Origin of the sequence: Arthrobacter sp. NPDC056493, from assembly GCF_042795115.1 — a bacterium.
Classification (GTDB): domain Bacteria; phylum Actinomycetota; class Actinomycetes; order Actinomycetales; family Micrococcaceae; genus Arthrobacter.
The window spans coordinates 1-21809 of the sequence record NZ_JBHTSL010000027.1 but is presented as its reverse complement, the minus strand read 5'-3'; the positions used below and the strand labels follow the sequence as shown (position 1 = coordinate 21809).

Below are 21809 nucleotides of genomic sequence, written 5' to 3'. Positions count from 1 at the left end.
GGTCAGGGCGCCAGGCGGTCGCCGGGCCGGTGGACGCGGAACCAGCGGTAGCCATACCGTCCCAGCTCAAGGGTGAACCCGCCGTCGGCCTCCAACGGAACGTTCCCGCCGTCGAAGAGATCCAGCAGGATCGCGTCCCGGAACGCCCGCGGCGGGGTGTCCCCGGACCCGACGCTCGCGCTGACCTTGACCGGCGCGGCGCCGAAGTTGTGCAGCAGCACCACGGTGGCCTCCGCCGAGCTGCAGCGGTGCGCAAAAACGGCAGGCTCCGGCTGTTCGAGGACAGCGAACTCGCCCCAGCCCAGCTCCGGTGATTCGCGGTACCGCTGGATCAGTGTGGCCATGAAGTTCCAGAGGGACTCCGGATCCCGTTTGGCACTGGCCGCGTTGACCTTTTCCGGGCCGTACTCACCGCGGGGCAGCGGGACCACCAGCTCGGACACCTTGGCACTGGAGAAGCCGCCGTTCTTCCCGTCGTTCCACTGCATGGGCGTGCGGACGGCGGCGCGTCCCTTCTGCCGCAGGTCTTCGCCCATGCCGATTTCCTCGCCGTAGAAGAGCACGGGTGTGCCGGGCAGGGAGAACATCAGCGAGTAGACCATCCGGATCCGGTCGGCGTCACCGTCCAGCATCGGCGGCAGCCGGCGCCGCAGCCCCCGGCCGTAAAGCTGCATGTTCTTGTCCGGTCCGAACGCGGCGAACACTTCCTCCCGCTCGCCGTCGCTGAGCTTGTCCAGCGTGAGCTCGTCATGGTTGCGCACGAACATCGCCCAGTGGTTGTCCGGATGAAGCCGCGGACGCGTCTTCAGCGTCTCCACCAGCGGACGGGCATCCTGCCTGGCGAGCGACAGGTAAATGTACTGCATGGACATGAAGTCGAACTGCATGTTCAGCTCGTTGCCTTCGGCGCCGCCGAAATACTCCAGCTGGTCCTTGTAGGGCAGGTTCACCTCGCCCAGCAGCACCGCGCCGCCGTTGCGCCGGTTGACGAAGCTTCGCAGGGCGCTGAGGTAGTCGTGCGGGTTGATGTTGGCGGCCTCGTCCTTCGGTGCGCCGCGTGTCTCCAGGAAAAACGGCACCGCATCCAGCCGGAACCCGTCCAGCCCGAGCTCCAGCCAGAGACCCATGGCCTTGGCGATCTCATTGCGGACGTGGGGGTTGGTGACGTTGAGGTCCGGCTGGTGCTCCATGAACATGTGCAGGTACCACTCGCCGGTGGCATCGTCCTGGGTCCAGAGGGAGGTCTGCTCGCCCGGGAACACCACTTCGGAGGACGTGTCCGGCGGCGGATCGCTCCGCCAGACGTAGTAGTCCCGGAACGGGTTGTCCACGGATTTGCGGGCCTCGACGAACCAGGGGTGCTGGTTGGAGGTGTGGTTGACCACGAAGTCCGCGATCACCCGGATGCCGCGGTCCTTCGCGGTGCGGATGAACTCCACAAAGTCGCCCAGCGTGCCCAGCCGGCGGTCGACGTCGAAAAAATCAGTCACGTCGTAGCCGTCGTCGCGGTCCGGGGACGGGTAGAAGGGCATGAGCCAGATGCAGTTCACGCCCAGTGCCGCCAGATAGTCCACGCGCTGGGTCAGGCCGCTGAAATCACCGGTGCCGTCGCCGTCGTGGTCAAAGTAGGTTTCCACGTCCAGGCAGTAGACGACGGCGGATTTCCACCACAGGTCCGATGTCTCCGCGATGTTCATGCCACGGGCACCTTCCGCAGCTGCGGCAGGACACTGTCCGCGAAGGCGTCGATGAACGGCGCCTGCTCCTGCCCCACGAAGTGCAGGTACAGCTCGTCGAATCCGAGGTCAAGGTATTCGCCCAGCCACTGCACGTGGCGGTCCAGGCTGGCGGAAATGTTGACCGACTTCCGGACCTGCGCTTCCCCGACGTCGGTGCTGACGCCGTCGAAGTGCGCCGCCGTCGGCAGATCCCAGGGGATGGGCGGGGCGAAAACATTCGAACGCCACTGGTCCAGGGCAATGGCGAGGGCGTCCTCCTCCCGGGGAGCCCAGGACAGGTGGATCTGCAGCACGGCCTTCCCCTTGCCACCCCCGGCCCGGTACGCCGCCAGCATCTCGGTGAGCTTTTCGGCCGGCTGGTTCACCGTCACCAGGCCATCAGCCCAGCCGGCGGCGCGGCGGGCCGTCTCCACGCTGATGGCCGGCGCGATCAGCGGCGGCGGTGGCTCCGGGACGTCCCAGATCCGGGCCTGCTCCACGGTGACCAGGCCGTGGTGGGTTATCTCCTCGCCGGCGTGCAGCCTCCGGATAACGTCGACGCACTCCTCCAGCCGTTGCTGCCGGGTTTCCTTCAGGGGCCAGGGGTCCCCGGTGACGTGCTCGTTCATGTTCTCGCCGCTGCCCGGTGCCATCCAGAACCGCCCGGGAAACATGGACGCCAGCGTGGCCGAGGCGTGGGCGATGATGGCAGGGTGGTACCGCTGTCCCGGCGCGGTGACCACGCCGAAGCGCAGGTTGGTGGTGGCCAGGGCAGCCCCGAGCCAGGACCACGCGAAGCCCGAATGCCCCTGCCGCGCCGACCACGGTTCGATGTGGTCCGAGCACATGCCGGCGTCGAAGCCCGCCTCCTCGGCGAGCCGGACGTCCTTCAGGAGCTGGCCTGGGCTGATCTGTTCATGCGATGCGTGGAAACCGATAGCTGCCATCGTTAATGTCTACCGGCGGGCGGTTCCCGTGTCGAGGGTGCTTGTTGCCGGAGGGGTGGCATCTGGGGAGGTCCCGGGCAAGAATGGGGCCTATGCAGCTGCCGGTCATGCCCCCTGTTTCCCCCATGCTGGCCAAATCGGTCGGTGCCATCCCCGAAGGCCGCCTGAGTTACGAGCCCAAATGGGACGGATTCCGCTCCATCATCTTCCGCGACGGCGACGACGTGGAGATCGGCAGCCGCAACGAGAAGCCGATGACGCGCTACTTTCCTGAGCTCGTGGCGGCGCTGAAAGCCAACCTGCCGCCCAAGTGCGTGATCGACGGCGAGATCGTCCTGGTGGGCCCGTCCGGGGACCGGCTGGATTTCGACGCCCTGCAGCAGCGGATCCACCCCGCCGCCAGCCGGGTCAAGATGCTCTCCGAACAGACGCCGGCGAGGTTCGTGGCCTTTGACCTGCTGGCCCTCGGCGACGAGGACTTCAGCGGCCGTCCCTTCGCCGAGCGCCGCGCGGCCCTGGTGGACGCCTTTGCCGGCGCCGCGGCTCCCATCCACCTGACCGCCGCCACGCAGGACCCGGAGCTGGCCGGAAAATGGTTCCACCAGTTCGAGGGTGCCGGCCTGGACGGGATCATCGCCAAGCCGCTGGACGGGAACTACCAGCCGGACAAGCGCGTGATGTTCAAGATCAAGCATGAACGGACCGCCGACGTCGTCCTGGCCGGCTACCGCGTTCACAAGAGCGGCCCCGACGCGATCGGTTCGCTGCTGCTGGGGCTGTACAAACCCGACGGCGAACTCGCCAGCGTGGGCGTGGTGGGGGCCTTTCCGATGAAGCGGCGCCAGGAACTGTTCGAGGAACTCCAGCCCCTGGTCACCAGCTTCGACGAGCACCCCTGGGCCTGGGCCAAGCAGGCGGAAGGCGCCAGGACGCCCCGCAATGCGGAGGGCAGCCGGTGGAGTGCCGGCAAGGACCTGTCCTTCACGCCGCTGCGGCCTGAACGGGTGCTGGAAGTGAAATACGACCACATGGAAGGCGAGCGGTTCCGCCACACCGCCCAGTTCGTGCGCTGGCGGCCGGACCGGGACCCTGCGTCCTGCACCTATGAACAGCTCGAGGAGCCGGTGAAGTTCGACCTCGCCGAAGTGCTGGCCACCTGAGGGCTGCTTAAACCCCGACGGCGGTCCGCCCCTTCCGAAAGGGGCGGACCGCCGTCGTCGTATTGGTTTGTTTGCTGAGCTTCGGGCTACTTGAGGCCGAGCTGCTTGGTTGGGACCTTGAAGGTTTCCTTGGCCGTCAGGGCCGAGATGGCTGCGATGACGCAGATGACCGCGGTGAAGATGCTGATCTGCACCCAGCCGCCGGGCTTGATGCCGCCCATGGCCGCGACGATGGCCGGGGCGAAACCGGCCATCAGGAAGCCAAGCTGCGTGCCGATGGCCAGGCCGGAGAAACGGACCTTGGTGCTGAACATCTCGGCGTAGAAGGATGGCCAGACGGCGTTCGCGGCGGCGTAGCCGCACGAGAAGAAGGCGATGGCGGCCAGGAACATCAGCGGCACGTTGCCAGACTCGAGGCTCAGCAGGAACAGCGGCGCCAGGACCGCGCTGGAGAGGGCGCCGTAGATGTAGACCGGCTTCCGGCCGATCCGGTCGGCCAGCTTGCCGAAGAGTGGCTGGGTGCCCAGGGCCACGAGGTTGGCACCCACCACGAGCCAGAGGGTGGTGGTGCCGTCCACGCCGGCCACGGTCTTGGCGTAGCTGATGGCGAGGGTGCCGAACACGGTGGACACGGCGGCGATGAAGGCGCAGCAGATCACGCGGAGGACGTCGCGCCAGTGCGCCTTGAGCAGGTCCGCCACGGGCAGCTTGGCGATTTGTGCTGACTTCTGGGCGGCTTCGAAGGCCGGCGGCTCGTGCAGGGAACGGCGGATGAAGAAAGCGACTACAACAACCACGGCGCTGAGCCAGAACGGGATCCGCCAGCCGATGCCGTACTTGATTTCGTCCGGCAGCGCGAGCACCGGAATGAAGACGAGCGCCGCCAGGATCTGGCCGCCCTGCGTGCCGGTGAGGGTCCACGACGTGAAGAAGGAACGCTGGTTGTCCGGTGCGTGCTCCAGGGTCATGGAGGATGCGCCGGCCTGTTCACCGGCCGGGGAGAGGCCCTGGCAGAGGCGGGCCAGCACCAGGAGGGCCGGAGCCCACCAGCCCACTGTGTTGAAGTCCGGCAGGCAGCCGATCAGGAAGGTGGAGGCACCCATGAGGACCAGGGTGAACATGAGGACCTTGCGCCGGCCCACCCGGTCACCGAAGTGTCCCAGGACAACGGCGCCGATGGGCCGCGCGATATAGGCAAAGCCAAACGTCGCAAAGGACATGATGGCAGCGTTGGCGTCCGCGTCCGGGAAAAACACGTGCGGGAAGATCAGGGCGGCTGCCGAGCCGAAGATAAAAAAGTCGTAGTACTCGACGGCGCTGCCGAGGAAGCTGGCAAGGGCTGCCTTCTTCGGTGTCCCGGCCGGGGCAACAGTGCCCGGCGCGGCGGACGGGATGGTCTGGCTCATGGTGTTCCTTCAGGGGGACGACGCTGTCGCGGGATAAGTCGGGGATCGCGGGCCGCCGTCCTGGTTGGGGTGGGGGCAGCGGGAGGTCCTTGGAAAGACGCGGACCGAGTAGCCACATGGTGAGAGCTGCTTGTGCGATACAGCAATGATGGCTGTGAGGGCAGTCACCTGTCAAGAAACACGCTCACGATCTAGAAATAGCTCTCACATTGTGGCAACATCGGGTTATGAGTGTGAAGGAAGCCACAGGCGAAAACGCCTCCCCAGATGCCCCCGTTGAAGAAACAAAGCCCGCCAGGGGCGAGTCCCGCACCGATATGGTGGGCAAGGCGCTGGGCCTGCTGGTCCTGCTGGGGGACGAGCCCCGCGGGGCCAGTGCGGCGGAGATTTCCCGCCGCGCGGACCTTCCCTTCAGCACCACCTACCGGCTCCTCGGGTCACTCACCCGTGACGGGTTCGTGGACTACGAGCCCGACGGCCGCCGCTACCACCTCGGCTTGCGCATCTTCCAGCTGGGCCAGGCGGTCTCCAGCCACCACGGCTTCGCCGGCACGGCGCTGCCCATCCTGCGCCGGGTCACCGAGCAGACCGGGGAGGCCACCATCCTCTCCGTCCGCGACGGCATGCACCACCTCACCGTGAACAAGGTGGACGGCCCGCAGACCTTTCGTGTGACCAGTGACCCCGGGTTTCTCGGCGCGCTCCACACAACCTCCGTGGGCAAGGCGCTCGTGGCCTTCGCTGAGGATGAGGACCGCGACCGGCTGCTTGGCGAGCTTCCGCTGGAGCCGCTGACCACCCTGTCCATCACCAACAGGGATGCCTTCCGCGCCGAAATCGAGAAGGTCCGGCGGCAGGGGTACGCGGTCATGGATGAGGAAAACGAGCTGGGCATGCGGGCCATAGCCGTGCCGGTCTTCAACTCCCAGGGCGTTGCCTTTGCCTCCCTGGCCACGGCCGCTCCGGTGTTCCGGCTCAGCGTGGAAGCGATGGTGGCGCTGGTCCCCCTCCTGCAGGCGGCCGCCGTCGAGCTTTCAGCCAGGCTGCCCCAGCGCTAGGGCTGCCTCGGCGGCAAAGGCCAAAAACGCAATGTTCGTATCTAGAACAAGAGTGCATCATATGAACTTTTCCTGTACTGTTATCCGTATCACCCGGCCAGCATGGGGCGCAGCAGGCGCCCGAACCGGCCGAGTGCCGTTGTCAAAGGAGCCGCACGCATGAGCAATCGAACCGAGTCCTATCTCATTGGACTTGTTGGGGATGGCGTGATGCCGTCCCTCTCGCCCTCCATGCACGAACGCGAAGGCGACCTCCAGGGCGTCCGCTACCTGTACCGGCCCATCGACCTGCACGAGCTCGACCTGCCGGCCACCGCCGTCGGCGACCTGCTGCAAAGCGCCTACCGGATGGGCTTCAACGGGCTGAACATCACGCACCCGTGCAAGCAGCTGGTCCTTGAACACCTCGACGACATCGCCCCCGACGCCGAACGCCTGGGCGCCGTCAACACCGTGGTCATCCAGGACGGCCGGTTCATCGGCCACAACACAGACTTTTCCGGCTTTGCCGCCGCCCTCGCCTCCGGACTTCCCGGGGCCAAGCTGGACCGCGTGGTGCAGCTGGGAGCGGGCGGTGCCGGATCCGCCGTCGCGTACGCCCTGCTGACGGCCGGCGTGCAGACGCTGGAGCTCGTGGACATGGATCCGGCGCGCTGCGCCGAACGTGCCGCCGAGCTGGCCGGCTTCTTCCCGGACCGCACCGTCACCGCGCGCACGACGGCGGAGCTGCCGCAGCTGATGCCCGCCGCTGACGGTCTGGTGCACTGCACTCCCGTGGGCATGGCCGCCCACCCCGGCACCCCGCTGGACATGGCGCTCGTGGAGCCGCGGCACTGGGTGGCGGACATCGTCTACCGCCCCATCGAAACCGAGCTGGTCCGCGAGTCGCGGGCCAAGGGCTGCCAGGTGCTCGACGGCGGACGCATGGCCGTGGGCCAGGCCGCCGACGCCTTCCGCATCTTCACCGGGCTCGAGCCCGACGCCGAACGGATGCGCGCCCACTTCCTGGAGCTCATCGCCGCCGAAGAGGTGGCCGTCTGATGCGCACCGGAATCGCCACCGTCTGCCTCTCCGGCACCCTGAAGGAAAAGATGCAGGCCTGCGCCATCGCGGGCTTCGACGGCATCGAAATCTTCGAACAGGACCTGGTCACCTCGTCGCTCAGCCCCGAGGACGTCCGCAGGATGGCCGCGGACCTGGGCCTTACGCTGGACCTGTACCAGCCGTTCCGCGACTTCGACAGCGTGGCCGAGGACCTGCTCGCCGCCAACCTCCGCCGGGCCGGGGCCAAATTCCGGCTCATGTCCCGGCTGGGCATGGACACCATCCTGGTCTGCTCCAACGTCGCCACCGCCACGATCGACGACGACGATCTCCGCGCCGCGCAGCTCGCCGCCCTGGCGGACCTCGCGGGCGAGCACGGCGTCAAGGTCGCCTACGAGGCCCTCGCCTGGGGCAAGTACGTCAACGACTACGAACACGCCCACCGCCTCGTAGAGAAGGTGGACCACCCCAACCTCGGCACCTGCCTGGACTCCTTCCACATCCTGTCCCGGGACTGGGACACCGCGCCCATCGAAAACATCAACGCGGACAAGATCTTCTTTGTGCAGGTGGCCGACGCCCCCAAGCTCTCCATGGACGTGCTCTCCTGGAGCCGGCACTACCGCGTCTTCCCAGGCGAGGGCCAGTTCGAGCTCGCCAAGTTCATGGGCCACGTGGTCCGTGCCGGCTACACCGGGCCGGTGTCGCTGGAAGTCTTCAACGACGTCTTCCGCCAGTCCGACGTCGAACGCACCGCCGTCGACGCGATGCGCTCGCTCATCTGGCTGGAGGAGCAGAGCGCCAAGTGGCTCGACACGAATACGCCCGCCTCCAACGGGAGCGCAGCAGGCACTAGAGCTGCCGCCCGCCGTCGTTATCCCATGGAACTGGCCACCCTGCCGCAGGTCGCAGAGCCCGCCGGCTTCAACTTCGCCGAGGTCAAGGCCGCGGACACCGGAGTGCTCGAAAAGGTCCTCGGCCAGCTCGGCTTCGAGTTCAACGGCCGCCACCGCACCAAGGACGTCCAGCTCTGGACCATGGGCCACGCCCGGGTGATCATCAACGAACAGGCCCCCGCAGCCGCCGAGCCGGCCATCGCCGCACTGGGGTTCGACGTCGACTCCCCGGTGATTGCCTCGGCCCGCGCCCAGCAGCTCAAGGCCCCCGTGGTTCCGCGGAAGAGCCAGGCCAACGAGGAAGTGTTCCAGGGCTTCGCCGCCCCCGACTCCACCGAGATCTTCCTGTGCCAGGGCAGCCCGGACGGCACCGCCGCCTGGACGGCTGAATTTGGGCAGACCCGCGGGTTCGGTGAGGGGCTCGAGGTACCCGCCGGCGCCCGGGCGGCGGTGATCGACCACGTGAACCTGGCCCAGCCGTGGCAGCACTTCGACGAGGCCGTTCTTTTCTACACGAGCGCCCTGGCGCTGGAGCCGCAGCCGTACGCCGAAGTGGCCAGCCCCAGCGGCCTGGTCCGGTCGCAGGTCATGCAGACCTCGGACCGGGACGTGCGCCTGGTGCTGAACCTGGCCCCGGTCATCCAGCAGGACGGCGCGGCCCCGGGGTCGGCCCCGCGGAAGACCTACCAGGAGCACATCGCCTTCGCGGTGGATGACCTGGTGGCCACCGCCCGCGCGGCCCGCGACCGGGGACTGGCCTTCCTGCAGATCCCGGAGAACTATTACGAGGACCTGGACGCACGCTTCGACCTCGACCCCGGTTTCCTGGACACGCTCCGGGACCTCAACCTGCTGTACGACCGCGACGCCGACGGCGAGTTCCTGCACTTCTACACCGCCACGGTGGGCAGCGTGTTCTTCGAAATGGTGGAACGCCGCGGCAACTACGACGGCTACGGTGCGCCCAACGCGCCGGTGCGCCACGCCGTCCAGTACGACCACCTGCACGACCTGACCCAAACCAACCACTGATTCCCACCACAGATTGAAAGGAGGCTGCTGTGCCTGAAGACGTGAACCTCGCAACGTACAACGCCGACGCGCTGACCGAGGACCTGTCGGACGCAGTACCCGCAACCCCGGCCGCCCCGCAGGCCGTCCCCGCAAGGAAGCCCCGCGTGGAAACCCAGCAGGATCTCAGCGCGGAGATCAAGGCCCTCGGAGACGCCTACGCCCGCACACTGAAGGATGGTGCGGCGCCGGAAACCCAGCCACGCCTGGACTTCCCGCCCTACCGCAGCAGCCTCCTGCGCCACCCCACCAAGAGCCTGCACCACGCGGACCCCGAAACCATCGAGCTGTACTCCCCGGCGTTCGGCCACCAGGACGTCCACGAGCTGGAATCGGACCTGACCATCCAGCACAACGGCGAACCGCAGGGCGAACGCATCATCGTCGCCGGCCGCGTGCTCGACGGCGACGGCCGCCCGGTAGCCGGGCAGCTCGTGGAGATCTGGCAGGCCAACTCCTCCGGCCGCTACATCCACAAGCGCGACCAGCACCCGGCACCGCTGGACCCCAACTTCACCGGCGTGGGCCGCTGCATCACCGGTCCGGACGGCTCCTACCGTTTCACCACCATCAAGCCCGGCGCCTACCCGTGGAAGAACCACCTCAACGCCTGGCGTCCCGCGCACATCCACTTCTCGCTGTTCGGCTCGGAGTTCACGCAGCGGATCGTCACCCAGATGTACTTCCCGGGCGACCAGCTCTTCCCGCTGGACCCGATCTACCAGTCGATCGTGGACCAGGATGCCCGCGACCGCCTCGTGGCCACCTACGACCACGACCTGACCCAGCCCGAATGGGCGCTGGGCTACAACTGGGACATCGTCCTGACAGGCTCTAAGCGGACCTGGACCGAGAACGAGGCGCTGGACGCGGAAGGCGACGACCATGAGTAACTCCACCAAGCTTGTTCCCACCCCGGGCCAGACTGTAGGCCCGTTCTACGGCTACGCCCTGCCCTACACCAAGGACCGCGAACTGCTGGCCCCCGGATCCCCGGGCTCCATCCGGCTCCAGGGCACTGTTTACGACGGCGCCGGGCACCCGATCCCGGACGCCATCCTTGAAATCTGGCAGCCGGACTCCGAGGGCAACATCGTCCACCGGACCGGTTCCCTGGTCCGCGACGGCTATACCTTCACGGGCTTTGGCCGCAGCGCCGTCGGCAACACCGGCGTCTACACCTTCACCACCGTCAACCCCGGCCCCACCGAACCCGGCGCAGCTGCCTTCATCTCCGTCGCGGTCTTTGCCCGCGGCCTGATGAACCGCCTCTTCACCCGCGTCTACCTGCCGGAGAACGAAGAAGCACTGGCGCAGGACCCGCTGCTGTCCTCGCTGGATCCCGAGCGCCGCAAGACGCTGATCGCGCGCCGCGACGCCGACGGCGGACTCACCTGGGACATCCGCCTGCAGGGCGAGGGCGAAACCGTCTTCCTCGACTTCGAGGGAACCGGAACCGGGGGCGCCGCAAAGTGACCGGCTTCCAGGCAGCGGGCGCCGGCGCGTTTTACGGCGACGCCGGACTCGGCGGCGACTTTGGCCTGCTGAGTCCCGTATCGGCGTCGCCCTTGGTGGCGGCCCTGACGGGTGACCGGGCCGTCCTCGCGGCGATCCTCGCCGTCGAGGCCGGCTGGGCCGCGGTGCTGGAGCAGCATGGCCTTGCTCCCGCCGGTTCCGCTGCCGTGGTGGCCCACGCCGCCGACGCCTCCCGGTACGATCTTGCCGATATCTCCCGCCGCGCCCAGGGCGGCGGGAATCCGGTGATCCCGCTGCTGGCCGACCTCCGGACCCAGGTCAGGGCGCTGGACACCGCCAATGTGGGGGCCAACGGTGTTGGTGCACTGCGTGCGGTGCACACCTCGCTGACCAGCCAGGACGTCCTGGACACGGCCCTGATGCTGGTGGCCCGCAATACCGTTGCGGCGCTGCTCGCCGACGTGAAAGGCACGACGGCGGCCCTCGCCTGCCTCGCGGAACAGCATGCGGACACGCTGTGCGTCGGCAGGAGCCTGACCCAGCATTCGCTGCCGTTCACGTTCGGGCTTCGGGCGGCGCAGTGGTTTCACGGGTTGGCGGCTGCGGCACGCCGGCTCGAGGCGCTGGAGCTGCCGGTGCAGTTTGGCGGCGCGGCGGGCACGCTCGCTGCCGGTACAGTGCTGACATCGGGTTCCGCCACGGACCCCTTTGCACTCTCCGATGCGCTGGCCGCGCAGCTGGGCCTCGCCGCGGCACCTGCACCATGGCACACCAGCCGGCTGGCCGTGACGTCGCTCGGCGACGCCGTCGGCTCGGTGGTGGACGCGCTCGGCAAGATCGCCTCGGACGTCCTGTTCCTGAGCCGTCCCGAGGTGGCCGAGGTGGCCGAACCCAGGGCACCGGGCCGCGGGGTGTCCTCGGCGATGCCGCAGAAGCAGAACCCCGTGCTGTCCGTGCTGGTCCGCAGCGCCGCCCTGCAGGTGCCCGGCTTGGCTGCGCAGCTGCATCTTGCCGCGGCCACCTTCAACGACGAACGCCCCGACGGTGCGTGGCACACCGAATGGCCGGCCCTGCGCCAGCTGCTCGCCCTGGCCCTCGGCGCCGCCGGCCACGTGCGGGAACTCGCGGCGGGCCTGCAGGTCTTCCCCGACGGCATGCGGCGGAACCTGGACCTGTCCGGCCCGCTGCTGCTCAGCGAGGGCGTTTCGGCCGCGGTGGCACCGCTTCTTCCTGCCGGGGGAGCCGGGACTGCCGGATCCGTTGCCGACGGAAAGCAGCAGCTGCAGGCCGTCGTCGACAAGACGCTGCAGGCGCCGCCGGCAGAACAGGCCGCCACCTACCGCCGGCTGCTGCGCGGGGCCGTCCCCGCCGACAGGCTTTCCGACGCCCGGCTGGAGGAACTGCTCGACCCTGCCAGCTACCTCGGTCAGGCAGCCCGGATCTCGCGGCGGATCCTGGCAGCTTTCCCGGATTTTGCGCTTACTTCAACCGAACCAGACGGAAACGGAGATTCCCGTGGCTAAACCAGCAGTGAAGGCAGTGCTGCTTTCCCCCCAGCGCGCGCTGGGGGACAAACCGCTCCTGATCGTCGGGCCGTCGCTCGGCACCTCCTCGGTCCTGTGGACCCAGGTCGGCTCACTTCTGGGCAACGGCCTCGACGTCGTCGCCTGGGACCTGCCCGGCCACGGCGTCTCTGCCCCCGCCGCGGAAACCTTCAGCGTCGCGGACCTGGCGGACGCCGTCGTCGAACTTGTCGACTCAATCGCCCCCGGCGAGAGGTTCCACTACGCCGGCGTGTCGCTGGGCGGGGCCACCGGCCTGCAGCTGGGCATCAAGCACGGCGACCGGCTCAAGAGCCTCTCCGTGCAGTGCTCCGGAGCCAAGCTCGGCACCCCCGAGGGCTGGCTGGAACGCGCCGAGACCGTGCGTAGCCAGGGCACCCCGGTGATGATCCAGGGTTCGGCCGAACGCTGGTTCGCGCCCGGATTCATGGACCGCGAACCCGAAATCAGCAGCCGGCTCCTGCACTCCCTGCGCGACGCCGACCGCTTCAGCTACGCCTTCTGCTGCGAGGCACTGGCCGGCTTCGACGTGCGCGACCAGCTCGGCAGCATCACCGTCCCGACGCAGGTTGTGGCCGGTGCGCTGGATGGCGTGGCCCCGCCGTCGTTCGCCGAAGAAGTGGCGGCCGGCATCACCGCCGGCGGCGGCACCGCGTCCGCAGCCACACTCGAGGGCGTGGCGCACCTGGCGCCCGCCGAGGCGCCGGCCCACGTGGCCGAGCTGATGCGGAGCCTGATCACCTGGACCGAATCCCGCGGGGCAGCAAAATGAGCGGCAGCGAAGTGGGCGGCGCTACTGGCACGCAGAGTTCCGGCACCCAGCGCCACGGCGTGGTCCAGCCGGACGCCACCAGCCAGGAGATTTACGACGGCGGCATGGTGGTCCGGCGCGAAGTGCTCGGCGACGCGCACGTGGACCGGGCCAATGCCAAGAAGGACGCCTTCACCGAGGACTTCCAGGACATGATCACCCGCATCGCGTGGGGCGGCATCTGGACCCGTCCGGGTCTGCCGCGGCAGATGCGCTCCGCCGTCACCATCACCGCCATGGTGGCGCACGGGCACTGGGAGGAACTGGCCATGCACATCCGCGCAGCCATCACCAACGGCCTGAGCAGGGACGAGATCAAGGAGATCCTGCTGCAGACCGCCATCTACTGCGGAGTCCCCTCCGCCAACACCGCCTTCAAGACGGCCCAGCAGGTGTTCCATGCAATGGACAACACAGCAATGGACACCCCTGCAACTGACACCACCCCCACCCACCCAACTAGGTAGCAGCACAGGGCGTTCCCAGCCCTGAGAACCCCCTCACCTGCTACCCAGTTGGGCCCAGAACAGACAATTCGAGGAATTCATGAACCAGGCATTTGTTTACGACGCCGTACGCACGCCGTTCGGGAAGTTCGGCTCCGGCCTTGCCGGGGTCCGCCCCGATGACCTTGCCGCGCACGTGATCGGCGAGTCCGTTCGCCGGGCGCACGGGCTTGATGTGGAGCGGATCGATGAGGTGGTGTTCGGCAACGCGAACGGCGCCGGCGAGGAGAACCGCAACATCGCCCGGATGGGCACGCTGCTGGCCGGGCTGCCGGTTTCGATCCCGGGCACCACGGTGAACCGGCTGTGCGGTTCGTCGCTGGACGCGGCGATCATCGCGTCCCGGCAGATCAACGCCGGCGACGCGGACCTGGTGCTGGTGGGCGGCGCGGAGTCGATGAGCCGGGCGCCGTGGGTGCTGCCCAAGACGGAGAGGCCCTACCCGGCCGGCGATATGACGCTGGCTTCGACCACGCTGGGCTGGCGCCTGGTGAACAAGGCCATGCCCAAGGAATGGACCATCTCCCTAGGCGAGGCCACCGAACGGCTGCGGGAGAAGTACGGGGTGACCCGGGCCCAGCAGGACGAGTTCGCCGCCAACTCGCACAACCTGTCCGCCGCGGCCTGGGACGAGGGGTTCTACGACAACCTGGTGGCCCCGGTGCCGGGCACCGACCTGGTCCGGGATGAGAGCATCCGCCCGGGTTCCTCGGCCGAGAAGCTGGCCGGGCTGAAGACCGTGTTCCGGCCCGAGGCTGCCGGTGTTGAGGGCGGCACGGTCACCGCCGGCAACGCGTCCCCGCTGTCCGACGGCGCGTCCGCGGCCTGGATCGGATCCGAGAACGCTTCCCCGATCCTGGGCCTGGAACCGCTGGCGCGGATCGCCGGGCGCGGCGCGCACGGCAACGACCCCCAGTTCTTCGGGTTCGCCCCGGTGGAGGCGGCGAACAAGGCCCTCGCGAAGGCGGGCATCGGCTGGGACCAGGTGGGCGCCGTCGAACTTAATGAGGCGTTTGCCGCGCAGTCCCTGGCGTGCATCAACGCCTGGGGCATCGACCCGTCAATCGTGAACCGGCACGGCGGGGCGATCGCGATGGGCCACCCGCTGGGTGCCTCCGGCACCCGGATCCTGGGCACCCTCGCCCGGTCCCTGCAGGCTTCCGGCGAGCGGTGGGGTGTCGCGGCGATCTGCATCGGCGTCGGCCAGGGCCTCGCCGTCGTACTCGAAAACGTGACCGCTGGAGTGAAGGGCTAAGAGATGCTGAATTTCGTTGACACGGTCGGGGAGGCCGTCGCGGCCGTCAAGGACGGCTCCACCGTGATGATCGGCGGGTTCGGCAACGCCGGGCAGCCGTTCGAACTGATTGACGCGCTGCTGGAGTCCGGCGCGACGGACCTGACCGTGGTGAACAACAACGCCGGCCAGGGCGACCAGGGCCTCGCTTTGCTGATCAAGGAAGGCCGGGTCCGGAAGATGATCTGCTCCTTCCCGCGGCAGTCCGACTCGTGGCACTTCGACGCCAAGTACAAGGCCGGGCAGATCGAACTCGAGCTCGTGCCGCAGGGCAACCTGGCCGAACGGATCCGCGCCGCCGGGGCCGGGATCGGCGGGTTCTTTACCCCCACCGGGTACGGCACCATGCTGGCCGAGGGCAAGGAAACCCGCATCATCGACGGCCGCGGCCAGGTGTTCGAAACCCCGATCCACGCCGACGTCGCGCTGATCAAGGCTTTGAAGGCCGACGCCGTGGGGAACCTGGTCTACCGAAAGACGGCCCGGAACTTCGGCCCGATCATGGCCGCCGCCGCGAAGCACACCATCGTGCAGGTTTCCGAGATCGTGCCGACCGGTTCGCTGGACCCGGAGAACGTCGTGACGCCCGGCATTTACGTCAACAGCATCGTCCGTATTGATTCCAGCGGAGCTGCAGCCGCCGGCCCTGACTCGAAGGAACAGGTGGCCTGAGATGAGCCTTGTAGAAACGTCCATCCAGACGTCCGAAATCCCGCTGGGCCGCGACGACCTCGCCCGGCTGGTGGCCCGCGACATCGCACCGGGTTCGTTCGTGAACCTGGGGATCGGCCAGCCCACACTGGTCTCGAACTACCTCCAGCCGGAGCAGAACATCACCCTGCACACCGAGAACGGCATGCTCGGCATGGGACCGGTGGCCACCGGGGACCAGATTGACGAGGACCTGATCAACGCCGGCAAGATCCCCGTCACCGAACTCCCGGGCGCGTCCTACTTCCACCACGCCGACTCGTTCGCGATCATGCGCGGCGGGCACCTGGACATCTGCGTCCTCGGCGCGTTCCAGGTCTCCGCCACCGGTGACCTCGCCAACTGGCACACCGGCGCCCCCGACGCGATCCCCGCCGTGGGCGGCGCGATGGACCTCGCCACCGGCGCCAAGGACGTGTTCGTGATGATGACCCTCCTGACCCGCGAAGGCGCCTCCAAGATCGTGGAATCCTGCACCTACCCGCTCACCGGCGTGGGCTGCGTGACCCGCGTCTACACCGACAAGGCCGTGTTCCTTACCGGCCCCGAAGGCGTCCGCGTCCGCGAAACCTTCGGCTGCTCCCTCGAAGAACTCCAGGCCCTGGTGCCCGTCCCCCTCACGGCAGCCCCCGCCGTCGAGCATTAACCTCCATCACCGCGCGAACTGGCAGCAGATGCCCTCAAATCCCCGATCTGAGGTCATTAGCTGCCAGTTCGCGCTTCGGGGCGGGGCTTAAGTGTTCGTTCGCGCTGGGAGCGCTAATAGGATTGGTAACCATGACCGACGCAGCAGGGACCACGCCCCGGGCCGGCCGCCCGCCCAAGGATGGGGCGCCGGCGGCCAGCGACCAGTACGTGCAGTCGCTCGCGCGCGGGCTGGCGGTCATCCGCGCGTTCGACACCGAACACGCCGACATGACGCTCACCGAGGTTGCTGCCCGCACCGATCTCACCCGCGCCACGGCCCGGCGTTTCCTGCACACGCTGGTGGAACTCGGCTACGTCCGGACCGACGGCAAGACCTTCGCGCTTACGGCCCAGGTGCTTCAGCTCGGCTATGCCTACCTTTCCGGGCTCTCCCTGCCGCAGCTGGCGCAGCCGCACCTGGAGGAGCTGTCGCTCAAGCTGGGTGAATCCACCTCCGCCGCGGTGCTGGACGGGACCGACATTGCCTACATCGCCAGGGTCACCACGCGCCGGATCATGACCATCGGCATCACCGTAGGCACCAGGTTCCCCGCCTATGCGACATCGATGGGCAGGGTGCTGCTCGCCGGGCTCCCCCCGGAGCAGCTGAAGGAATACCTGGCCGCGGCGGAGATCAAACCGCTCACCCCGCGCGCGGTCGGCACCGTGAAGGACCTCTTGGCCGTCCTCGACAAGGTCCGGGCCCAGGGCTGGTGCCTGCTGGACCAGGAGCTGGAGCTGGGGCTGATGTCCGTGGCCGCACCTGTTTATCACGGCCCGAAGGTCGTGGCGGCCGTTAACGTGTCTCTGCAGGCACAGTCTGTGGCCGCCAAGCCGGATCGCGATGCCTATCTGGAATCCGTGCGCAAGGAAATCGTGGCCACGGCTGAGCGAATTTCGGTGGACTTCTCCAGCGGACGCTAGGCCCTGTCGACGGGTCACCCTCCCGCCACGCGGACTTGGGCCATAGACTCTAGCCAACTACGTGCAGCAGCGCCGCTCCGTCCACCCGACCGCGAAGGTCCGGACCCTCCAGGGGGAGCACAGGCGCCGCTGCACCCGTTGGAAGGAAGTGGCGGGTGAAGCTGGGCATAGCGCGGGAGCGCAGGGAAGGCGAACGGCGGGTCGCTGCGACGCCGGAAACCGTGAAGCAGCTGGCAGGACTGGGCCTGGAGGTGCTGGTCGAATCCCGGGCGGGTGTCTCCGCCGGGCATGCCGACGACGAATACCGCCAAGCCGGAGCCCACATAGTCGCCGACCTTGATCCCACCGGGCTGGATATCCTCGCCCATGTCCGTCCGCTGGAACTTCCGACGGCGGCGGCCCTGAAGCGCGGGGCCGTCACGGTCGGTCTGGCGTCGCCGTCGTCCGAACTCGCCACCGTGAGGACGCTCGCCGAACGCGGGATCACCTCCTTCGCGCTGGAACTCGTGCCCCGCATCTCCCGGGCCCAGTCCATGGATGCCCTGTCGTCGCAGGCCCTCGTGGCCGGCTACCGCTGCGTCCTCGAAGCCGCCATCCGCCTGCCGCGGTTCTTTCCGCTCTACATGACCGCCGCCGGAACCGTCCCGCCCGCGCGGGTGCTGGTACTCGGCGTCGGCGTGGCCGGGCTGCAGGCAATCGGAACGGCGAAGCGTCTCGGCGCCCGCGTCTCCGCCAACGACATCCGGCCCTCCTCTGCGGAAGAGGTCACGTCCATGGGCGGCACGTTCATCAGGCTGGACCTGGAGACGGCGGAGGCAGCCGGCGGGTACGCGCGCGAGCTCACCGCTGACCGCGGCGCCCTGCAGCGGCAGCTGCTGGCACCGCACGTCGCCGATGCCGACGTGCTGATCACCACGGCTGCCGTTCCCGGCCGGCACGCTCCGCTCCTGGTGACCCGTGAAATGGTGCAGGGCATGCGCCCCGGGTCCGTCGTCGTCGACCTTGCCGCGGAGTCGGGCGGCAACGTGGAGGGGTCCGTAGCCGGCCGGGACATCCACGTCCCCACGGCCGACGGAAAGGGGACCGTCGCCGTCGTCGGCCTCAAGGACGCGCCGTCGGCCATGCCCACGGACGCCTCCCGGCTCTATGCCAAGAACGTGGCCAACCTGCTTGCGCTGATGACGCGGGACGGGACGGTGGCCCCGGATTTCGACGACGACGTGATAGCAGGTGCGTGCCTGACGCACGACGGCGTGGTGCGGCACCCGCCGACGGCCGAGGCTCTCGCGGCGCTCGAACTCGCCGACGAGTTGGCGAATGACCCGGTGACTGCGTCGGAAAACGAAGGGGTGGCCTGATGGACGGCATCAGCCTGCTGACCATCACCGTGCTTGCAGTGTTTGTCGGCTTCGAAGTGGTGTCGAAGGTTTCCAGCACGCTGCATACGCCCCTGATGTCCGGGGCGAACGCGATCCACGGGATCATCCTGGTGGGCGCCATCATCGTTGCCGGCCAGGCCACGCACCCCTGGGTTCTCGCGGTGGCGCTGCTGGCCGTTGTTCTTGCCACGGCGAACCTGGTGGGCGGCTTTGTGGTGACCGACCGCATGCTCGAGATGTTCCGCGGCCGCAAACCCGACAAACCGGCCAAACCCACCCAGAGTGAACCTCAGGGTGACGCCAGGGAAAACACGGAGGCCACGCGGTGATCCTCCTGGACCCCAACGTCACCGCCCTGCTGTACCTCGCGGCCGCCGTCTTCTTCATCCTGGCGCTGAAGGGCCTGAACTCCCCGCGCACCGCCCGCCGGGGCAACCTCATCGGCGCCTTTGGTGCGCTGGTCGCCGTCGTCACGGTCTTTTTTTCGACCCGGCTGGACAATGTCCCCCTGATCCTCGGCGCCATTGTTGTCGGCTCCGGTGTGGCCGCCCCCGTGGCCAGGCGCGTCAAGATGACCCAGATGCCGCAGCTCGTTGCTCTGTTCAACGGCGTGGGCGGCGGCGCCGCCGCGCTCGTGGCGCTGCTGGAACTGCCGCATGCGGAGGACGCCTGGGTGCGTGTCGCCGTCGTCTTCACCCTGCTGGTGGGGGCAGTGTCCTTCGCCGGCTCGGCCGTGACGTTCGCGAAGCTGCAGGAGCTCATGACCACCCGTCCCGTGGTGTTCCCCGGCCTGCCGGTGCTCATGGGGGCGGTCCTGCTTGCCGCCGTCGGTGCCGCGTCCGCCGTCGTGACGGGCGGATCCCTGGTCCTGGCGCTGCTTCTCCTGTTGCTGGGCCTGGCGGCAGGCGTGCTGCTGGTGCTGCCGGTGGGCGGCGCGGATGTGCCGATCGTCATCTCCCTGCTCAACGCGTTCACCGGCCTGGCTGTTGCGGCGTCCGGCCTGGTGCTGGGGAACGTGCTGCTGGTGGTGGCCGGCACGCTCGTGGGCGCCTCAGGCACCATCCTCACCCGCGCGATGGCCGCGGCCATGGGCCGCAGCGTGGCCGGCATCCTGTTCGGCGCGTTCCGGGGAGGTTCGACGGCGGGATCCACGGCCGTGAGCGACCGTCCGGTCCGCTCGTCCAGCCCGGAGGACGTGGCGGTGCTCCTGGGCTACGCGCAGCGCGTGATCATCGTTCCCGGCTACGGGCTCGCCGTGGCGCAGGGGCAGCACACCGCGGCAGAGCTGGCGCAGGCCCTGGAATCCCGGGGCACCCGCGTGGACTTCGCCATTCATCCGGTGGCCGGGCGCATGCCGGGGCACATGAACGTGCTGCTCGCCGAGGCCAACGTGCCCTACGAATCGCTCAAGGAAATGGGCCAGATCAACTCCGAGTTCCGCACCGCCGACGTCGCGCTGGTGGTCGGCGCGAACGACGTCGTGAACCCCGCCGCGAAGACCACGGCCGGATCGCCGATCTACGGGATGCCAATCCTCGAGGTGGCGGACGCGCGTCAGGTGGTGTTCCTCAAGCGCTCCATGCGGCCGGGGTTCGCCGGGATCGAGAACGACCTCATGTTCGAGCCGCAGACCACGCTGCTGTTCGGCGACGCGAAGGAGTCCCTGACGAAGGTGCTGGGCGCGGTGAAGGCCCTGTAGGGTGTTGGGGTCTGCACCCTCCCGCACTGGTTCCTCAACTGCTTATTCAACCGCCGCCGTTACCGAAATGTGACTTTTGGTGCGGGGGTGCGGTAGCCTCGGCCGGTGCCCTGGTTCCGCTCAGGGCATCCCGGGCAGAATGCCGAGCCCTGCCGCTGACCGGGATCCGTTCGCTATCACCAACAGGCAGGGACGGGGGAACCACCTTAGTACCGGCCTTGCGCGCCAAGGCCTAGGGGTTAAGTCCAGGCGCTGCGCCCAGCAGCGGGCAGGACCGGGTGACTCCCACCCGAACCCGACAGCTAACCCCGCAGGCATGGGAGAGGCACATCAACCATGTCACGTAAGTTCACGCCCGCGCGCCATCGCGCCACCCCGACGACGTCCATCGCCCTGCAGGGCCTGTCGTATTCCTTCAAGTCCAATGCCGCCTCGGTTGCCAAGCCGGCGGCCGCCGCCGCCGTCGCTTCCGGACTCCTCTTCGGCGCGGGGGCACCTGCCCACGCAGGTGCCTACGCGCCCGAGATTCCGGCCAGCGGCGCTGCACAGTCCGCCCCGGCCCCGGCCGCTGCTGCTGTGAAGTCCGTCGCGGGCCAGGCGCTCGCCGCACCCACCCAGGCGCAGGCTCCGGCAGTCCCGGCCCCTGCGCCGGCACTCCCGGCTCCGGCAGACGGAGGATCTGCTGTTGCCGGCGCGTCGCACACCGTTGCGCCCGGCGACACCCTCGGCGCCATCGCGGCACGCCACGGCGTCAGCCTCGATGCACTGCTCGCGGAGAACGGCCTGTCCCTGGCCTCCGTCATTTACCCCGGTGACCAGATCCTCATCCCGGGGCCCGGCGCGGCCGCGGCTCCCGCAGGGCCGGCAACTCCCGCAGTGCCTGCGGTCCCCGCGGCCCCTGCTGTTCCGGCCGTTCCTGCAGCCCCGGCCGTCCCGGAGCCCGCCGGCATGGGAATCTACAACGCCTCCGCGTCGATAACCCCGGCAACAGCAACCGCTCCGGCAGCCAGCGGCGCGGGCGCGGCCATTGTGGCCTCCGCCAGGGCGCAGCTTGGTGCCACCCAGGACTGCACCGTCCTGGTGGAGCAGGCCCTGCGCTCCGTCGGCAAGTCCGTCGGCGACCTCGCGCCCGCGCAGTTCTACCAGTACGGAACTCCGGTCTCCTCCCCGCGGCCCGGTGACCTGATGATCAGCGGCGGACACGTCGGCGTCTACATCGGCGGCGGCCAGGCCATTAGCAGCGGCATGAACGGTGTCAACGAAACCATCGTGCACCCGGCCTCCTGGCTCACCGGCTCCACTTACGTGCGGGTGAACGCCTAACAGCGGATGCCCGCCTGACCGGCGGCAACCGGACACAGCAGCGGCGGGGGCCACGGCACCCCCCCCGGCGGCGCAGGTTGCCCCAACAGGAAATCCGGTGGGCCGCGGGCCCCGGGCCCCATAAATTATCTCCACCA

At 68.5% G+C, this 21809-nt stretch carries 20 protein-coding genes and 1 riboswitch; of the genes, 17 read left to right on the top strand and 3 right to left on the bottom strand.

Going from position 1 to position 21809, the window contains the following annotated elements; genetic code table 11:
* Positions 1 to 2 precede the first annotated feature (2 nt).
* A complete protein-coding gene (locus tag ACFQ50_RS12535; RefSeq protein ID WP_377995866.1) occupies positions 3 to 1697 on the bottom strand; it encodes an alpha-amylase family protein in 1695 nt (564 codons plus the stop codon).
* Complete coding sequence (locus tag ACFQ50_RS12530; protein WP_377995865.1) at positions 1694 to 2665, bottom strand: TIGR03885 family FMN-dependent LLM class oxidoreductase; 972 nt, start codon at positions 2663 to 2665, stop codon at positions 1694 to 1696. Before ACFQ50_RS12530 ends, ACFQ50_RS12535 begins: the two co-directional genes overlap by 4 nt.
* Before the next feature lie 92 nt (positions 2666 to 2757).
* On the opposite strand from ACFQ50_RS12530, the gene ACFQ50_RS12525 reads away from it, so the two are divergent.
* Positions 2758 to 3825 carry an ATP-dependent DNA ligase gene (locus tag ACFQ50_RS12525; RefSeq protein ID WP_377995864.1) on the top strand — a complete coding sequence of 356 codons (1068 nt, stop codon included), beginning with the start codon at positions 2758 to 2760 and terminating at the stop codon, positions 3823 to 3825.
* 86 nt (positions 3826 to 3911) lie between these two features.
* On the opposite strand, the gene ACFQ50_RS12520 is transcribed toward ACFQ50_RS12525, so the two are convergent.
* Complete coding sequence (locus tag ACFQ50_RS12520) at positions 3912 to 5231, bottom strand: MFS transporter (RefSeq protein WP_377995863.1); 1320 nt, start codon at positions 5229 to 5231, stop codon at positions 3912 to 3914.
* Between the two features lie 227 nt (positions 5232 to 5458).
* On the opposite strand from ACFQ50_RS12520, the gene ACFQ50_RS12515 reads away from it, so the two are divergent.
* The 16 genes from ACFQ50_RS12515 to ACFQ50_RS12440 all read left to right on the top strand — a co-directional run bounded on the left by ACFQ50_RS12515 (position 5459) and on the right by ACFQ50_RS12440 (position 21672).
* The gene (locus tag ACFQ50_RS12515; RefSeq protein WP_377995862.1) at positions 5459 to 6289 is read left to right on the top strand and encodes an IclR family transcriptional regulator; all 831 of its coding nucleotides are present in this window, start codon (positions 5459 to 5461) and stop codon (positions 6287 to 6289) included.
* Between the two features lie 159 nt (positions 6290 to 6448).
* Complete coding sequence (locus ACFQ50_RS12510) at positions 6449 to 7330, top strand: shikimate dehydrogenase (protein WP_377995861.1); 882 nt, start codon at positions 6449 to 6451, stop codon at positions 7328 to 7330.
* The gene (locus ACFQ50_RS12505) at positions 7330 to 9261 is read left to right on the top strand and encodes a bifunctional sugar phosphate isomerase/epimerase/4-hydroxyphenylpyruvate dioxygenase family protein (protein WP_377995860.1); all 1932 of its coding nucleotides are present in this window, start codon (positions 7330 to 7332) and stop codon (positions 9259 to 9261) included. Before ACFQ50_RS12510 ends, ACFQ50_RS12505 begins: the two co-directional genes overlap by 1 nt.
* A gap of 83 nt (positions 9262 to 9344) precedes the next feature.
* Positions 9345 to 10193 carry a protocatechuate 3,4-dioxygenase subunit beta gene (gene pcaH / locus ACFQ50_RS12500; protein ID WP_377995907.1) on the top strand — a complete coding sequence of 283 codons (849 nt, stop codon included), beginning with the start codon at positions 9345 to 9347 and terminating at the stop codon, positions 10191 to 10193.
* Positions 10186 to 10776 carry a protocatechuate 3,4-dioxygenase subunit alpha gene (pcaG, locus tag ACFQ50_RS12495; protein ID WP_377995859.1) on the top strand — a complete coding sequence of 197 codons (591 nt, stop codon included), beginning with the start codon at positions 10186 to 10188 and terminating at the stop codon, positions 10774 to 10776. Before pcaH ends, pcaG begins: the two co-directional genes overlap by 8 nt.
* Positions 10773 to 12299, top strand: a complete 1527-nt coding sequence (locus ACFQ50_RS12490) for a lyase family protein (protein WP_377995858.1) — start codon at positions 10773 to 10775, stop codon at positions 12297 to 12299. The genes pcaG and ACFQ50_RS12490 overlap by 4 nt, the downstream gene beginning before the upstream one ends.
* Positions 12292 to 13110, top strand: coding sequence for an alpha/beta fold hydrolase (locus ACFQ50_RS12485; protein ID WP_377995857.1), 819 nt, complete (start codon positions 12292 to 12294; stop codon positions 13108 to 13110). The genes ACFQ50_RS12490 and ACFQ50_RS12485 overlap by 8 nt, the downstream gene beginning before the upstream one ends.
* Entirely contained in the window at positions 13107 to 13616 is a 510-nt protein-coding gene (pcaC, locus tag ACFQ50_RS12480; RefSeq protein ID WP_377995856.1) for a 4-carboxymuconolactone decarboxylase, read from the top strand. Before ACFQ50_RS12485 ends, pcaC begins: the two co-directional genes overlap by 4 nt.
* Before the next feature lie 79 nt (positions 13617 to 13695).
* Positions 13696 to 14910: a thiolase family protein gene (locus ACFQ50_RS12475; protein ID WP_377995855.1), complete on the top strand. Its 1215-nt coding sequence runs from the start codon at positions 13696 to 13698 to the stop codon at positions 14908 to 14910.
* Between the two features lie 3 nt (positions 14911 to 14913).
* Positions 14914 to 15621, top strand: a complete 708-nt coding sequence (locus ACFQ50_RS12470) for a 3-oxoacid CoA-transferase subunit A (protein ID WP_377995854.1) — start codon at positions 14914 to 14916, stop codon at positions 15619 to 15621.
* A 1-nt stretch (position 15622) separates the two neighbouring features.
* A complete protein-coding gene (locus ACFQ50_RS12465) occupies positions 15623 to 16306 on the top strand; it encodes a 3-oxoacid CoA-transferase subunit B (protein WP_377995853.1) in 684 nt (227 codons plus the stop codon).
* Between the two features lie 131 nt (positions 16307 to 16437).
* Positions 16438 to 17271: an IclR family transcriptional regulator C-terminal domain-containing protein gene (locus ACFQ50_RS12460; protein ID WP_377995852.1), complete on the top strand. Its 834-nt coding sequence runs from the start codon at positions 16438 to 16440 to the stop codon at positions 17269 to 17271.
* A gap of 155 nt (positions 17272 to 17426) precedes the next feature.
* Positions 17427 to 18629: a Re/Si-specific NAD(P)(+) transhydrogenase subunit alpha gene (locus tag ACFQ50_RS12455; RefSeq protein ID WP_377995851.1), complete on the top strand. Its 1203-nt coding sequence runs from the start codon at positions 17427 to 17429 to the stop codon at positions 18627 to 18629.
* Positions 18629 to 18979, top strand: a complete 351-nt coding sequence (locus ACFQ50_RS12450; RefSeq protein ID WP_377995850.1) for an NAD(P) transhydrogenase subunit alpha — start codon at positions 18629 to 18631, stop codon at positions 18977 to 18979. The genes ACFQ50_RS12455 and ACFQ50_RS12450 overlap by 1 nt, the downstream gene beginning before the upstream one ends.
* Positions 18976 to 20349: an NAD(P)(+) transhydrogenase (Re/Si-specific) subunit beta gene (locus tag ACFQ50_RS12445; RefSeq protein ID WP_377995849.1), complete on the top strand. Its 1374-nt coding sequence runs from the start codon at positions 18976 to 18978 to the stop codon at positions 20347 to 20349. The genes ACFQ50_RS12450 and ACFQ50_RS12445 overlap by 4 nt, the downstream gene beginning before the upstream one ends.
* A 161-nt stretch (positions 20350 to 20510) precedes the next feature.
* Positions 20511 to 20679: riboswitch (cyclic di-AMP (ydaO/yuaA leader) on the top strand.
* 6 nt (positions 20680 to 20685) lie between these two features.
* The gene (locus tag ACFQ50_RS12440) at positions 20686 to 21672 is read left to right on the top strand and encodes a LysM peptidoglycan-binding domain-containing protein (RefSeq protein ID WP_377995848.1); all 987 of its coding nucleotides are present in this window, start codon (positions 20686 to 20688) and stop codon (positions 21670 to 21672) included.
* Positions 21673 to 21809 lie beyond the last annotated feature (137 nt).

Excerpts from the sequence above, each read along its gene's own strand:
- ACFQ50_RS12520 (WP_377995863.1), bottom strand. The coding sequence starts at position 5,231 with ATGAGCCAGACCATCCCGTCCGCCGCGCCGGGCACTGTTGCCCCGGCC.
- ACFQ50_RS12460 (WP_377995852.1), top strand. The coding sequence starts at position 16,438 with ATGACCGACGCAGCAGGGACCACGCCCCGGGCCGGCCGCCCGCCCAAG.
- ACFQ50_RS12475 (WP_377995855.1), top strand. The coding sequence starts at position 13,696 with ATGAACCAGGCATTTGTTTACGACGCCGTACGCACGCCGTTCGGGAAG.
- ACFQ50_RS12465 (WP_377995853.1), top strand. The coding sequence starts at position 15,623 with ATGAGCCTTGTAGAAACGTCCATCCAGACGTCCGAAATCCCGCTGGGC.
- ACFQ50_RS12525 (WP_377995864.1), top strand. The coding sequence starts at position 2,758 with ATGCAGCTGCCGGTCATGCCCCCTGTTTCCCCCATGCTGGCCAAATCG.
- ACFQ50_RS12450 (WP_377995850.1), top strand. The coding sequence starts at position 18,629 with ATGGACGGCATCAGCCTGCTGACCATCACCGTGCTTGCAGTGTTTGTC.
- pcaC (WP_377995856.1), top strand. The coding sequence starts at position 13,107 with ATGAGCGGCAGCGAAGTGGGCGGCGCTACTGGCACGCAGAGTTCCGGC.
- ACFQ50_RS12535 (WP_377995866.1), bottom strand. The coding sequence starts at position 1,697 with ATGAACATCGCGGAGACATCGGACCTGTGGTGGAAATCCGCCGTCGTC.
- ACFQ50_RS12510 (WP_377995861.1), top strand. The coding sequence starts at position 6,449 with ATGAGCAATCGAACCGAGTCCTATCTCATTGGACTTGTTGGGGATGGC.
- ACFQ50_RS12515 (WP_377995862.1), top strand. The coding sequence starts at position 5,459 with ATGAGTGTGAAGGAAGCCACAGGCGAAAACGCCTCCCCAGATGCCCCC.
- pcaG (WP_377995859.1), top strand. The coding sequence starts at position 10,186 with ATGAGTAACTCCACCAAGCTTGTTCCCACCCCGGGCCAGACTGTAGGC.
- ACFQ50_RS12505 (WP_377995860.1), top strand. The coding sequence starts at position 7,330 with ATGCGCACCGGAATCGCCACCGTCTGCCTCTCCGGCACCCTGAAGGAA.
- ACFQ50_RS12530 (WP_377995865.1), bottom strand. The coding sequence starts at position 2,665 with ATGGCAGCTATCGGTTTCCACGCATCGCATGAACAGATCAGCCCAGGC.
- ACFQ50_RS12440 (WP_377995848.1), top strand. The coding sequence starts at position 20,686 with ATGTCACGTAAGTTCACGCCCGCGCGCCATCGCGCCACCCCGACGACG.
- ACFQ50_RS12470 (WP_377995854.1), top strand. The coding sequence starts at position 14,914 with ATGCTGAATTTCGTTGACACGGTCGGGGAGGCCGTCGCGGCCGTCAAG.